This is a genomic window from Bradyrhizobium sp. HKCCYLRH2015, assembly GCF_051168215.1.
Lineage (GTDB): Bacteria > Pseudomonadota > Alphaproteobacteria > Rhizobiales > Xanthobacteraceae > Bradyrhizobium.
The window spans coordinates 16446-29667 of sequence record NZ_JBNPUO010000016.1 but is presented as its reverse complement, the minus strand read 5'-3'; the positions used below and the strand labels follow the sequence as shown (position 1 = coordinate 29667).

Genomic DNA, 13222 nt, shown 5'->3' with positions numbered 1-13222 from the left:
TGTTCGTTGGTCGCGTGCCGCCGACTGATAGTCGCTATGCACTGCAAGTGTCACAAGCGGCAACGTGCAACGCATAACAGAAATACTTGTTAGGCCAGCCGCAACGCCGCTGCAAAGCCGCCCCAATTCCTCAGGTAAAATTTGACGGGAACCCTGAACGTTTGATCGAAACTTCTCTGCGATAAATCTGCTCGTGAGCATGACCGACTACGAGCGCCTCGGCGCGTGGCATGCAAGGCAGAGCTCGAGGGCGCGTTCATCGCGCCTTATCCAAGAGGCGGCAATGGTTGAGAAACGCATAACGGCATCGAACAACGTGATCGAGCTGGCCAACTATCAACGCAGCCGCGCCGACATCGTCGTGGCCCATGCGCTGTCGCCGCGCACCTGCCGCTATTGCGGCGCCGAGCTCGATGACGACGAGCGCGAGGATGATTGCTCCAGCGCCCTCAACGTCGAGTCCGACCGCCTGCGCTGGCGCGCCGCGCAGATCCTTCGTGGCCTGGTGTGCGAAGGCTGAACGACTGTTCTCGGCCGAGCGGTATCCCGGCAATGCCGCCCGAAAGTCCACGATCGGAAATTCAGCAGCCGATGTCATCCCTTGAACAGCGCTCCCTCCGGGAGCGCTGTTTTGTTTGTGGCGGCCGAATCGATCTTCGGAAACGGTGTTAATCGCCGCTTCGCACGGCCATCTGGAACTTGCCGCGCGCGGCAATCCGCCGTGAACCAAACCGGAGACGGGCAGGCCCCTCCGCGGCGACGGTCTCAGACGTGCTGGCCGCCGTTGATATGGATCTCGGCGCCGTTCACGTAGGAGCTGGTCTCGGTGCACAGCACGTAGATGATCTTTGCGACCTCGTCGGGCGTGCCGAGGCGCTGCATCGGGATCTGCTCCTGCACGATCTTCTCGGTGCCGGGCGACAGGATCGAGGTATCGATCTCGCCCGGCGCGATCGAGTTGACGCGGACGCCGACCCGGCCGAAATCCGACGCCATCTCGCGGGTCAGGGCCGCCAGCGCCGCCTTGGAGGTCGCGTAGGCCGCGCCGGCGAAGGGATGCACGCGCGAGCCGGCGATCGAGGTGACGTTGACGACGGAGCCCTTGGCCGCCTTCAGCTCCTTGATCAGGCCGCGCGCCATCATGATCGGCGCGAAGAAGTTGACGCGGAAGACGTGATTCCAGGTGTCGAGGTCGGTGTCGACGGTGCCGAGCCGGGCGCCGCCGGCGCCCTTCGGCGAGATCGCGGCGTTGTTCACCAGCGCATGCAGCTCGCCACTGTCCATGCGCTGTTTGACCTCCTCGATCGCCCGCAGCGTGTCCTCGGGATCGGCAAGGTCGACCTGGATGTGGTCTTCGGGACCTGCGCCCCACGGACATTCCTCGGGGAAGGGATGCCGCGAGCAGGTGATGACGCGCCAGCCGGCGGAGGAGAATCGGATGACGGTGGCATGACCGATGCCGCGGCTGGCGCCGGTCAGCAGCATCGTGCGCCGCGGCTGGTTCGAAGGAGTCGGCATGAACTGGGTCTCTCACGATCCCGGACGGATCAACTTACCACAATGGTTGCAGGTGCGGCGCTCGATTCACGCACGCGCGGGCGATTCGTCCGACAAGGCATCAGACGCCGGCAGCCGGGCGCTAGCGCGCTCGGCGATGTCTCACGGATACATCCGCACCTTGGTCCACGGCTGGTCGGCGGCGTCGCGGCGGAATTCGATGCGGTCGTGCAGGCGGAACGGCCGGTCGTGCCAGAACTCCATGCTGATGGGCGCGATGCGCCAGCCGCTCCATCCCGGCGGCCGCGGCACCTCGCCGATGATGTATTGCGTGGCGACCTTGGCGATCGCCTGCTCGAACGCGAACCGGCTCTCCAGCGGCTGCGACTGCTTGCTGGCCCAGGCGCCGAGCTGCGCCTGCTTCGGCCGGGTCGCGAAATAGGCGTCGGCCTCCTCGTCGCTCACCGGCGTCACGAGGCCGCGGATGCGGACCTGGCGGCGCAGCGACTTCCAGTGAAACAGCAGCGCGGCCTTCGGATTGGCGGCGAGCTCACGGCCCTTCTGGCTGGCCTTGTGGCTGTAGAAGACGAAGCCGTCCTGGTCATAGCCCTTCATCAGCACCATGCGCACGTCGGGCAACCCGCTATCGTCGACCGTCGCCAGCGCCATCGCATTCGGATCGTTGGGCTCGCTCTTGCTGGCCTCCGCAAACCAGTCGGCAAACAGCGCAAACGGCTCGCCGGCCTGGGTAAAATCGGCCGATGTACCGGATGTTAAGGTTGTCTGGTGTTTGATGCTCGTGGGGTCGGTCATGTCTTTGGGGAGTCCGAGTTTTGCGTTCACCCGCGGCCAAGCGCGCGCAAGTCCATCCGGGTCCGGTCCTATATAGGGCATCGGTCCGACTTGGCCTATCCGCGATCGGTCATGCCGGCACCGCTTTGACACTCATTCTAATCGGCCTGTCCGGCGGCGGCTGCAGCCTGTCTCGCCCTGAAACGGCCTTTGCCAAGATGGACGATGCGGAGATCACCGGCGCGGTCAGCCCGCCGCCCGAGCGCGAGCCGACCGAAGCCGATCTCGCTTTTGCCCGCAACGCCGCGTCGGACGTGCTGACCAGGGGGAGCAAGGATTCCAGCCAGCCCTGGCAGAATCCGCAGACCGGCGCTCGCGGCTCGGTGACGCCGATCGCCAAGTCCTACACGGCCGACAACGGCCGCACGTGCCGCGATTTCCTCGCGAGCTACGTCAACGGCAAGACGGAGCGCTGGCTGCAGGGCTCGGCGTGCCGTATCGAGCGTGGGCGCTGGGACATCCAGACGCTCAAACCCTGGCAGCAAAGCTAGCCGGGACCATCAGGAACCCGTTGCAAAAATACAACGGACTCCCCAGATGAAATGCAAAGCGGGCGGGGAGCCCATAGGTTAGTATCTGACTTTCTGTAAGGAGACGTGACGGATGCGCGACCCCTATGAGGTCTTGGGGGTGCCGCGAAGCGCCAGCGCTGCGGCCATCAAGAGCGCCTATCGCAAGCTCGCCAAGAAGCACCATCCCGACAGCAACAAGGATGATCCGAAGGCATCGGCGCGGTTTGCCGAGATCAATTCGGCCAACGAGATCCTGGGCGACGAGGAGAAGCGCAAGCAGTTCGATCGCGGGGAGATCGACGCCGAAGGCAAGCCGCGCTTCCAGGGCTTCCCTGGCGGCGGCGCCGGCCGCGGCGGGCCGGGGGGCGGATTCGAGAATTATACCTTCCGCAGCGGCGGCGGGCCGGGTGGCGGCTTTGGCGGTGGCGGATTCGAGGACATCCTGAACAGCATGTTCGGCGGCGCTGGCCCGCGCGGTGCACGTGGCGGCGGCGGCTCGTTCGAGTTCGACACCGGCGGAGTCGGCCTCGACCTCGATCTGAAGGTTGCGATGTCGGTCTCGCTCGAGGAGTCCGTGAAGGGCGGCGAGAAGCGCGTTCGGCTGCCGTCGGGCAAGGAGCTCAACGTCAAGGTCCCCGCTGGCGTCACCGCCGGCCAGCAGATCAGGCTGAAGGGGCAGGGCGAGAGCGCGCCCGGACACCGGCCAGGTGATCTCCTGATCACGATCCAGATCGCGCCGCATCCGTTCTTCAAGGTCGAGGGCAGCGACCTCAGGCTCGATCTGCCGATCACGCTTTACGAGGCGGTCCTGGGCGCCAAGGTGAGGGCGCCGACGCTCGGCAGCGCGGTCGAGCTGTCGATCCCGAAGAACACCTCCAGCGGCCGCACCTTCCGGCTCAAGGGCAAGGGCCTGCCCAAGAGCGATGGCTCGGTCGGCGATCTGTTCGTCACCACCCGGATCGTGCTGCCCGACGGCAACGATGCCGAGCTCGAAGCCCTGATGACCAAATGGCGCGACCGCCATCCCTACAATCCGCGCAGCAACCTCTCCTGAGGTTGCGCGTTGTAGGCCACTCGGCTTAAAGTTGAGGGGGCGAGCTGGAAAGCTGAGAGAAAAAGTGCGGCCTCGAAAGGGGGACCAGCGCGGTACAAAACCCCGATCGAGGCCGCTTCCGTGTCGATCGGCGGATCGAACACTCCTCATTTTTTCGTGAACATTTGGCGCTATATTGAGACGTGCCGGTGACCTGATTCCAGATTTCCGGTGACCGAATTGCGGCGCCGACCTTGGCGTGTCTCCCGCCCGGGCGAGGCGGGGATCGGTACGCTTTCGCGCAGCGTTTGCGGCCATCCTGCAAACGCTTCTGATCACGGCCGTAATCGCGCCGAGGCCGGCACCTCGCGAAATCGGGCAATGGTCCGCCGCTAGCCGCCCGCCCGTTCGGACTGGTCATAAACAAGGCGCGCGACCTGGGTGAGACGCGTCCGGTCGCTGCTGCCACTGACGACGTAGCTGACGCCGCGCTCCGCCCAGGACAGCGCAGCGGTGTTGCCCTGCGCCGTATAGCGCATCTCGGCCGCCTCGATCCCGACCTTGGTCGCATACACCGTGAAGCGCTCGCCGGAGGTGCTCTCGTACATCAGGAAGGACGCCGGACCGGTCGGCCCCGGCAGCAGCCGGCCGCCGACGAGCTTCAGTCCGGTGGTTTCCAGCTCCGGCGCCTGCACGGTGCGGCCGCAGCGCCGCGTCAGCCATTGCTGCAGATGGGCCTTCTCGTCGCCGGGGACCTCAACCGGATGGCGCACCTCCACGACGTAGAGTCGGTGCGCATCGAGCGCCTCGCCGGCGAGGGCCTGCAGCGGCGACGGCGAGGACGCAGCGCCACGCGCGACCCAGCCGACCGCGCCGCCGGCCGCGAAGGCCGCCACGCTTGCCGCCATGGCCGCGACGACCCAGCGCCGCGGCCGGCGCTCCAGACCGTCGAGGTCGAGCCGCGGCGGCACCGGCTCGTTGACGATCGAATCGTAGCGGGCATGGAGCGCCTCAGCCATGCTGCGCCAGGATTGCACGCGCTCGGCGTCCGCCGGATGCGCGGCCAGCCAGCGCTCGACGTCGCTGCGGCGCTCGGCCGGCAGCTCGTTGTCGACGTAGGCGTGCAGCTCGTCTTCGGTGACGGGAATGGTCGGCTCGGTCATCATCGGGATCTCGTTGCAATCGAGCGGCTGCGGCGATGCGCGGTCGCTGCAGGCTTGGGCAGCCGAACATGGCAGGGCGGCTTTTGTGCAGTGGTCATTTCACCCTCCGCAGCGCCGGCCGCTCGCCCTCGAGCACGGCACGGACATGGACGCGGGCGCGGGCGAGGCGGGACATCACGGTGCCGATCGGGACACCCTGGATGTCGGCGACCTCGCGGTAGCTCATGCCTTCGAGCACGACGAGGAGAAGCGCCGCGCGCTGCTCCTCCACCAGGGTCGCCAGCGCGCGCTCGATGTCCCGGCCCTCGGCCTCAGTGCCGCTGGCGTCGGCATTGTCGTCCTGGAGCGGCATGAAGTGAGGTCGCCGTGCCAGGGAGCGCCGGCGGTTCTTGTTCAGATTGGTCAGGATCGTGTACAGCCAGCTCCTGATGTCGCCGCCCAGGAACAGCCGTTCCGAGCGCAGCGCCCGCACCAGCGTGTCCTGGACCAGCTCGTCGGCCGCGTCCATGTCGCGCGCCAACGCCCGGGCATAACGGCGCAGTGCCGGAATCATGGTCTCGACGCTCTGGCGGAACGCGTTCATGGACTGCCCTGCGGCTGTTCGCTGCGATGACAAGGGCGCAGGCCGCAGCCGGCGCCTTGCAAAGATCATAACCCCGCGATCTCAGGCCTATTCCAGCCGGGCAAGCTGGCTGGGCGTTTGCCACAGAGCGGGCGGAATGGGGCTGTACCGGGCCAGACCGGTGGTGTACGTCCAGTCCTCAGAGCATGATGCGCTTCCACGGAAACGCATGATGCTCATCTCCTTGTTTGAGCATGATCTTTCGGAAAACCGGTTTCCACTTTTCCGGATCATGCTCTCATAATCAGTTCGATGGGAAGCCGCATGGCGCAGATTTCAGGTTTGATGCAGGGCAAGCGCGGGGTGGTCCTCGGCGTGGCCAACAACCGCTCGATCGCCTGGGGCATTGCCAAGGCCGCGCGCGCGGCCGGCGCGGAGATCGCGTTGACCTACCAGGGCGACGCGCTGAAGAAGCGGGTCGAGCCGCTGGCGGCTGAGCTCGGCGGCCTCGTGCTCGGCCATTGCGACGTCACCGATCCATCGACCATCGATGCCGTGTTCGACGTGCTCAAGGAGAAGTGGGGCAAGATCGATTTCGTCGTGCACGCCATCGCCTTCTCCGACAAGGACCAGCTCGACGGCCGCTACATCGAGACCACGCAGGACAATTTCTCCAAGAGCATGCTGATCAGCTGCTACTCGCTGACCGCGATCGCGCAGCGCGCCGAGAAGCTGATGACCGACGGCGGCTCGATCATCACCCTGACCTATTATGGTGCAGAGAAGTGGATGCCGCACTACAATGTGATGGGCGTCGCCAAGGCCGCGCTGGAAGCCAGCGTTCGCTATCTCGCTGCCGATCTCGGCGAGAAGAGCATCCGCGTCAACGCGATCTCGGCCGGCCCGATCAAGACGCTGGCCGCGTCGGGCATCGGCGACTTCCGCTATATCCTGAAGTGGAACGAATACAACGCGCCGCTGCGCCGGACTGTGACCATCGAAGAGGTCGGCGACAGCGCGCTGTATCTCTTGTCCGACCTGTCGCGTGGTGTCACCGGCGAGGTGCATCACGTCGATTCCGGCTATCATGTCGTCGGCATGAAGCGGCCCGAGGCGCCCGACATCTCGCTCAGCAACTCCGTCGGCGCCAAGGACTAACGTCAACACGCAATGCCACGGCCCACGATCTACTACATCCGCCACGGCGAGACGGAATGGAATGCGCTCGGCCGGCTGCAGGGCACGCAGGACATTCCGCTGAACGCGCTCGGGCGGGTGCAGGCGGTGCAGGCCGGCAACCTCCTGGCCGAGCTCGCTGCGCGCAACGGCCATGATGCGGCGCGCCTGCCCTACGTCGCGAGCCCGCTCAGCCGCGCCCGCGCGACCATGGAGCTGGTGCGTGAGACCCTGGGGCTGCCAGCCGAGGGCTATGCGCTCGATGCCCGGCTGCGCGAGATCGGCTACGGCAAATGGGAAGGGGCGACGCTGCCGGAAATGCAGGCGGCCGATCCCGCCTTCTATGCCCGGCGGCTGACCGACAAATGGTCGCTGGCGCCCGAGGGCGGCGAGACCTATGCCGACGTCGAGCGCCGCGTGCGCGACTGGTACGATGGGCTGTCTGGCGATATCGTGGCGGTCGCCCATGGCGGCACGGCGCGGGCGCTGATGGTCGCGCTGGGCTTCGAGACGCCGCACGGCGCCGTCGACCTGCCGATCCAGCAGGGCGCGGTCTATGTGTTCGGCGAGAACGGCTTCGAGAAGTACAGTTAGTTTGTCCCCGTCATTCCGGGGCGCGTCGTGAGAGGCGAAACCGGAATCTCGAGAGTCCGGGTCTGGTCCTTCGGACCGTCCCGGAATGACGGTTTTTCCGATTGGGTGATCAGCTCATGTCCTTCAACACCTTCGGCCACATGTTCCGCGTCACCACCTTCGGCGAGAGCCATGGCGTGGCCATCGGCTGCGTGGTCGACGGCTGTCCGCCGCGGATCCCGCTGCAAGCGGAGGAGATCCAGCGTGATCTCGACCGCCGCCGTCCCGGCCAGTCGCGCTTCACCACCCAGCGCCAGGAGCCGGACCAGGTGAAGATCCTGTCCGGCGTGATGGCCGATCCAGACACGGGAGCGCAGGTCACCACCGGCACGCCGATCGCGCTCCTGATCGAGAACACCGATCAGCGCTCCAAGGACTATTCCGGGATCAAGGACAAGTTTCGTCCCGGCCATGCCGACTTCACCTACGAGGCCAAATACGGCCTGCGCGACTATCGCGGCGGCGGCCGGTCCTCCGCGCGCGAGACCGCGACGCGCGTTGCGGCCGGCGCGATCGCGCGCAAGGTCCTGCCCGACGTGAAGGTGCGCGGCGCGCTGGTGCAGATGGGGCCGCACAAGATCGACCGCGGCAACTGGGACTGGGACGAGGTCGCGCGCAATCCCTTCTTCTGCCCCGACAAGGACAAGGCAGCGTTCTTCGAGGACTATCTCGACGGCATCAGGAAGTCCGGCTCGTCGATCGGCGCCGTGCTCGAGATCGTCGCCGAGGGCGTGCCGGCGGGACTTGGCGCGCCGCTCTACGGCAAGCTCGATGCCGATCTCGCCGCGGCGATGATGAGCATCAACGCCGTGAAGGGGGTCGAGATCGGCGCCGGCTTCGGTGCGGCCGAGCTGACCGGCGAGGAGAATGCCGACGAGATGCGCTCGGCCAATGACGGCACGCGCTTCCTCTCCAACAATGCCGGGGGCATTCTCGGCGGCATCGCCACGGGACAGCCGATCGTGCTGCGCTTCGCGGTCAAGCCGACCTCGTCGATCCTCACCCCGCGCCAAACCGTCGACCGCTCAGGCCAGGAGACCGAGATCCTGACCAAGGGCCGTCACGACCCCTGCGTCGGCATCCGCGCGGTTCCCGTCGGCGAGGCGATGATGGCTTGCGTGCTCGCCGATCACCTGCTGCGCCATCGCGGCCAGGTGGGGTAGGTTAATCGTTCTCGCCGTACACATACGACGCCTTCAGCCCGAAGGTCACGATCGAGAGCGTGACCCACAGCCGCAGCATCGCGAACGAGAAGATGAACACGAAGAACACCAGGTTCTTGGCGAACTGACTGGCCTCGGTCTGCCCGAACGTCCAGATCAGGCCACGGACGGCATTCTGGCTGTGGCCCAGTCCGATGTTGACCAGGCCCAGCACCAGCACGGCTGTCCCGAGCCATAGCCCGCGCCGGGCGAACTCACCGAGTGCGGGGAAGAACGCGGTCCGGCCATTGTTGCGCTCGGCCTGCAGGATCATCAGCAGCACCAGCGCTGCGATGAATGCGCTCCAGAACCGGCCGAGATGCGTGAACTGGTCGAAGGCCATGCCATCCAGTCCGGCCATCAGATGGGGGCTCTGTCCCGCATAGGGCGTGAACACCAGGGCTAGCGCAGCCGCGATCATCAGCAAGGCGATCCGCCATAGCACGGCCAGGGACAATCGAAGCTGGTCGGTGACGCTCAGCTCGCCGAGGTTCGTCTGGCCGCCGCTTGCCTCGATACAGCGCTGCGCCGTGACGATGAAGGCGTGCAGCACGGCGACCGCGGCCACGACCAGAGCGGGCAGGCTGGCCGGTCCGCCGGCAAACGCGATCACCCGCATTGCCGCGGCGAGGATGAGCCATGGCAGCGCCGGCAGTAGCCGCAACGGTCCGAACGAGGTCTGAGGAACAATGGTGGATGATACGCTGCGGGGGGTCTCTCTCATCGTGTCAGGATACCGCGCGGAGCTGAACGGCCTTCCTCGCAAATGGCTAAAATTGCCGCCACGCCGCGTGCGTCTCGCTGTCTCCATGAGCTGTCACGAAGAGCCTCACCAAGGGCCATCACGACCCCTGCGTCGGCAATCCGCACGGGCCCGGTGGGCGAGGCGATGATGGCCTGCGTGCTCGCCGATCATCTGCTGCGCCATCGCGGCCAGGTCGGTTGGTCGCGCACGGAGTACCTGTTTACTGTTGTCACGTCCGTCGCTTAATCTCAGCCCATGGACACTTCCAAGCTGCGGGACATCAAGGACTGGCTGGTCGATGGTGCGCGCTCCGCGGCGACGCCGAGCCAGATGATGTCCGAATGCTGCGAGCGCCTGGTCGGGCTCGGCATCCCGTTGTGGCGCGTCGGCGTGTTCGTCCGCACCCTTCATCCCGATATCGCCGGCCGCAGCTTCATCTGGCGCCAGGGCGCCGAGGTCGAGATGGGCACGGTCGATTTCGGTTTCGAGAGCACCCCGGCCTACACGGACAGTCCGCTCGCGCTCGTGTTCGAGCATGGCAGGGAGTTCGGGGCCGATCCTCGCCATCCGCAGGCGGAGCGTTTTCCGATCCTGATGGATCTGCGTGCCGAGGGCGTGACCGACTATCTCGCCTTGCCGATGACCTTCATCGATCGCGCGGTCCATGCCTCGAGCTGGACCACCAAATCTCCAAGAGGCTTCACCGACGCGCAGCTGAACGCGATCCGGTCGCTGATGCCTGCGCTCGCACGCTACACCGAGATCGTCACGCTGCGCCGGACCGCCTCGATGCTGCTCGACACCTATGTCGGCAACAGCGCCGGCGAGCGCATCCTCGGCGGCCAGATCCGCCGCGGCCACACCGATACGCTCGATGCGGCGATCTGGTTGTCGGATCTGCGCGGCTTCACGCCGCTGTCGGACCGGCTGCCGGCCGAGAACGTCGTCGACATCCTCAACCAGTACTTCGACTGCCAGGTGGATCCGATCCGCGAGCAGGGCGGCGAGGTGCTCAAGTTCATGGGCGACGGCCTGCTCGCGGTGTTCCCCATTCGCGCGCAGGGCGGCGATCCGAGCGAGGTCTGCGGCCGCGTGCTCACGGCGGCGCGGGCGTCGCGCGCCCGCGTCGACGCGCTGGAATATGCGGTCGGCGACATCGGGGAGCGGTTTCGTTTCGGCGTGGCGCTGCATGTCGGACGGTTGCTCTATGGCAATATCGGCGGCGGCAACCGGCTCGACTTCACCTGCATCGGCCCCGCCGTCAATCTCGCCGCAAGGCTGGAGAAGATGGCCGCGCAGCTGAAGCGCACGGTGGTCGCGTCCGAGGCCTTTGCCGGCGCCTGTCCCGAGCCGCTGACCGATCTCTGGACCGATCTCGGCGAATTTCCGATCGCTGGCCTCGCGACCGCGCAACGCGTGTTCGGGCTGCGCGAGGAAGGGAATTAGTTCGCCGGCTCAGGTCTCCGGCTCGGTGGTGAACAGCAGCGGATATCCCTTGGCGCGGCCGGCATCGGTCGCGCGCGTCGCCTTGGTCTCGGCGACGTCCTTTGTGAACACCGCCACCACGCAGACGCCGAGCTTATGGGCCGTGATCATGACCTTGTAGGCCTGGTCCTCGGTCATGCGGAATTCCGCCTTCAGGATCATCACCACGAAATCGCGCGGCGTGAAATCGTCGTTGACGAGGATCACCTTGTAGAGCCGCGGACGCTCGGTCTTGGTGCGTACCTTCGTCTTGGGCTTGGTGACGGCATCGTTCATTTGAAGGGCGCGCCTGTGTTCCTGATGCGGCAGTCACGCCACGATACAGGCTTCGAACGCTCCGGGAAACCACGGGCTGCATGCCTTGCGCGATGGGCGCACGCGGCTGCCTGACATCCGGGAAATCCAGGGGACTAACCGGAATGTGAATGGATGTGTGCGTTCCCGCTTTGCGCTCTGCGGATTGCATGTCACCATCATCAGACGCGATTGGAGGGCAGCTCATGCGCTGGTGGATCTCGATCGGGGTGGCGTGTCTGGCGGGCGCCTTGGCTGGCGGCGACGTCGCCAGCGTCGTGGCCGCGCCGAGGACCCAGCCGGCGCAGCAACTGAGCGAGAAGGAAGCCTCCGTCGACGTTGAGCTCATCCTCGCCGTCGACGTGTCCTACTCGATGGATCTGGACGAGCTGGCGATCCAGCGCGAAGGCTACGCCCAGGCGCTCAGCTCGCGCGAGTTCCTGCAGGCGCTGAAGAACGGCGTGCACGGCCGCATCGCCGTGACCTATTTCGAATGGGCGGCCTCGAGCGACCAGAAGATCATCATTCCATGGCGCCTGATCGACGGACCGGAAAGTGCCGACGCCGTCGCCGCCGAGATCATGAAGACGCCGATCCGCCGGGCGTCGCGCACCTCGATCTCGGGCGCGATCTACTTCGCCATGCCGTTGTTCGATGAGAACCCCTATCGCGGGCTGCGCCGCGTCATCGACATCTCCGGCGACGGGCCCAACAACAACGGTCCCTCGCCGGTGACGATCGCGCGCGACGAGGCCGTCAACAAGGGCATCACGATCAACGGCCTGCCGATCATGGTCAAGGAGCCGTCCTACTCGACCATGGATATCGAGAACCTCGATCTCTACTACAAGGATTGCGTCACCGGCGGCCACGGCTCGTTCGTGGTCACGATCAAGAGCCGCGAGGAGTTCAAGGAGGCCATCCGCACCAAGCTGCTGATGGAGGTCGCCGGACGGGCACCGCCGCCGCGCATCGTGCCGGTCGCCGATGACGCCGACAAGGAGCCGCGCGTGTCCTGCACGATCGGCGAGAAGATCTGGCAGGATCGCTGGGGCCGGTGACCCGGGCTGCGCCACACCGGCGCCCCTGATCCGCCATCGACCGGCGCGCAGCGCTTCACACCGCCTGTCCTGGTCGGAGGCGTGCACTGCGCACCCATCGGACGCGTGTCGGGTGCAAGGATTGGTATCCCGATCTCGTGTGGAAAAACCCCGTCCTGTTGCCGATCCGGCGAATCTGTGACCTCACAGCCACACATGATCTGAAAACCAGGGGTTGCATGGCGCCAAAATTCTCTTTGCCACTGTGCCGCCGCGATTGGGCCGCGACCATGAGCGGGTTGAGGCGGAGGCGCACAGAACATGCGTATCATCGACCGGACAGCAGGTCCCTCGTCAGTCGTCCATGGCCCGGGTGCAGGGCTCGCATCCCAACTTCTGAGGCCAGCGCTGCTGTGTGCGGCGGCGGCTTCGCTCGCCGCCTGCGCGCAATCGTCGGCGGTCCGGCAGGCGCGCTGGGCGGCGCCGACGAAGCAAGCTGCCGCCGAATTCCGGCCGCAGGTGCAGCGTGCGGAGACGGCGCCGGAGTCGGTGGTGCGCGTCCAGCAGGCCGAGCTCAGCCCGCCTCCAGCCCACGCCACCTCGTCGGGCCTCGCCAGCTACTACTCGGAAGGCCGCAAGACCGCGAGCGGCGAACGCTTCGATCCCTCCGAGCTGACGGCCGCCCATCGCAGCCTGCCGTTCGGCACCCGTTTGCAGGTCACCAACGTCAAGACCGGCCGCTCGGTGGTGGTGCGTGTCAACGACCGTGGACCGTTCGTGCAGGGCCGGGTGGTGGATGTGTCCTACTCCGCCGCCCAGGCGCTCGGCATGATCCACACCGGCGTCGCCCCGGTGAAGGTCAGCGTGGTGCGGTAGCAGTCATAGACACGGCAGCGCCGCTGCTTGACCTCTCGTGTTTCTTGAGTGGCCGGGATCTCGCAGCGGCGGCAGTGCACCTCACCCCGCTTGCGGGGAGAGGTCGGATTGCATCGAAGATGCAATCCGGGTGAGGGGGACAGGTCTATCCA

Annotated in this window: 15 protein-coding genes and 1 pseudogene; 10 read left to right on the top strand and 6 right to left on the bottom strand. The window is 66.2% G+C overall.

The window, feature by feature from the left end:
• Nucleotides 1–199: 199 nt before the first annotated feature.
• Nucleotides 200–520 (top strand): hypothetical protein, encoded by a 321-nt coding sequence (locus ACQR1H_RS32070; protein ID WP_409997915.1) that lies wholly within the window; start codon nt 200–202, stop codon nt 518–520.
• A 245-nt stretch (nt 521–765) separates the two neighbouring features.
• Here ACQR1H_RS32070 and ACQR1H_RS32065 read toward each other — a convergent pair whose 3' ends face one another.
• Both ACQR1H_RS32065 and pdxH read right to left on the bottom strand, forming a co-directional pair.
• Nucleotides 766–1518 carry an SDR family NAD(P)-dependent oxidoreductase gene (locus ACQR1H_RS32065; RefSeq protein WP_315802306.1) on the bottom strand — a complete coding sequence of 251 codons (753 nt, stop codon included), beginning with the start codon at nt 1516–1518 and terminating at the stop codon, nt 766–768.
• Nucleotides 1519–1659: 141 nt separating this feature from the next.
• Nucleotides 1660–2310 (bottom strand): pyridoxamine 5'-phosphate oxidase, encoded by a 651-nt coding sequence (gene pdxH, locus ACQR1H_RS32060; protein WP_315802307.1) that lies wholly within the window; start codon nt 2308–2310, stop codon nt 1660–1662.
• Nucleotides 2311–2435: 125 nt separating this feature from the next.
• Here pdxH and ACQR1H_RS32055 point away from each other — a divergent pair, with 125 nt between their 5' ends.
• Together ACQR1H_RS32055 and ACQR1H_RS32050 are read left to right on the top strand one after the other, a co-directional pair.
• Nucleotides 2436–2840, top strand: a complete 405-nt coding sequence (locus tag ACQR1H_RS32055) for an RT0821/Lpp0805 family surface protein (protein WP_315802308.1) — start codon at nt 2436–2438, stop codon at nt 2838–2840.
• Between the two features lie 112 nt (nt 2841–2952).
• Nucleotides 2953–3915, top strand: a complete 963-nt coding sequence (locus ACQR1H_RS32050) for a DnaJ C-terminal domain-containing protein (protein WP_315802309.1) — start codon at nt 2953–2955, stop codon at nt 3913–3915.
• A gap of 371 nt (nt 3916–4286) precedes the next feature.
• Here ACQR1H_RS32050 and ACQR1H_RS32045 read toward each other — a convergent pair whose 3' ends face one another.
• Both ACQR1H_RS32045 and ACQR1H_RS32040 read right to left on the bottom strand, forming a co-directional pair.
• Entirely contained in the window at nt 4287–5060 is a 774-nt protein-coding gene (locus ACQR1H_RS32045; RefSeq protein ID WP_316218403.1) for an anti-sigma factor family protein, read from the bottom strand.
• 91 nt (nt 5061–5151) lie between these two features.
• Nucleotides 5152–5640, bottom strand: a complete 489-nt coding sequence (locus ACQR1H_RS32040) for a sigma-70 family RNA polymerase sigma factor (RefSeq protein ID WP_434873941.1) — start codon at nt 5638–5640, stop codon at nt 5152–5154.
• 303 nt (nt 5641–5943) lie between these two features.
• Between ACQR1H_RS32040 and fabI the strand changes: the two genes are divergently transcribed.
• The 3 genes from fabI to aroC all read left to right on the top strand — a co-directional run bounded on the left by fabI (nt 5944) and on the right by aroC (nt 8591).
• Nucleotides 5944–6777, top strand: a complete 834-nt coding sequence (fabI, locus tag ACQR1H_RS32035; protein ID WP_316238314.1) for an enoyl-ACP reductase FabI — start codon at nt 5944–5946, stop codon at nt 6775–6777.
• A gap of 12 nt (nt 6778–6789) precedes the next feature.
• Nucleotides 6790–7389: a histidine phosphatase family protein gene (locus ACQR1H_RS32030; protein ID WP_315802313.1), complete on the top strand. Its 600-nt coding sequence runs from the start codon at nt 6790–6792 to the stop codon at nt 7387–7389.
• 116 nt (nt 7390–7505) lie between these two features.
• A complete protein-coding gene (gene aroC, locus ACQR1H_RS32025) occupies nt 7506–8591 on the top strand; it encodes a chorismate synthase (protein ID WP_315802314.1) in 1086 nt (361 codons plus the stop codon).
• 1 nt (nt 8592) lies between these two features.
• Here the strand turns inward: aroC and ACQR1H_RS32020 are convergent, their stop codons facing one another.
• Nucleotides 8593–9354 (bottom strand): hypothetical protein, encoded by a 762-nt coding sequence (locus ACQR1H_RS32020; protein ID WP_315802315.1) that lies wholly within the window; start codon nt 9352–9354, stop codon nt 8593–8595.
• A 95-nt stretch (nt 9355–9449) separates the two neighbouring features.
• On the opposite strand from ACQR1H_RS32020, the pseudogene ACQR1H_RS32015 reads away from it, so the two are divergent.
• Both ACQR1H_RS32015 and ACQR1H_RS32010 read left to right on the top strand, forming a co-directional pair.
• Nucleotides 9450–9621, top strand: a pseudogene (locus tag ACQR1H_RS32015) (chorismate synthase); the annotation flags it as partial.
• A 9-nt stretch (nt 9622–9630) separates the two neighbouring features.
• The gene (locus tag ACQR1H_RS32010) at nt 9631–10821 is read left to right on the top strand and encodes an adenylate/guanylate cyclase domain-containing protein (protein ID WP_315802316.1); all 1191 of its coding nucleotides are present in this window, start codon (nt 9631–9633) and stop codon (nt 10819–10821) included.
• 9 nt (nt 10822–10830) lie between these two features.
• Here the strand turns inward: ACQR1H_RS32010 and clpS are convergent, their stop codons facing one another.
• Nucleotides 10831–11136: an ATP-dependent Clp protease adapter ClpS gene (gene clpS / locus ACQR1H_RS32005; protein ID WP_035654766.1), complete on the bottom strand. Its 306-nt coding sequence runs from the start codon at nt 11134–11136 to the stop codon at nt 10831–10833.
• A 224-nt stretch (nt 11137–11360) separates the two neighbouring features.
• On the opposite strand from clpS, the gene ACQR1H_RS32000 reads away from it, so the two are divergent.
• Complete coding sequence (locus ACQR1H_RS32000) at nt 11361–12215, top strand: DUF1194 domain-containing protein (protein WP_315802317.1); 855 nt, start codon at nt 11361–11363, stop codon at nt 12213–12215.
• Nucleotides 12216–12515: 300 nt separating this feature from the next.
• Nucleotides 12516–13070 (top strand): septal ring lytic transglycosylase RlpA family protein, encoded by a 555-nt coding sequence (locus ACQR1H_RS31995; protein WP_315802318.1) that lies wholly within the window; start codon nt 12516–12518, stop codon nt 13068–13070.
• Nucleotides 13071–13222 lie beyond the last annotated feature (152 nt).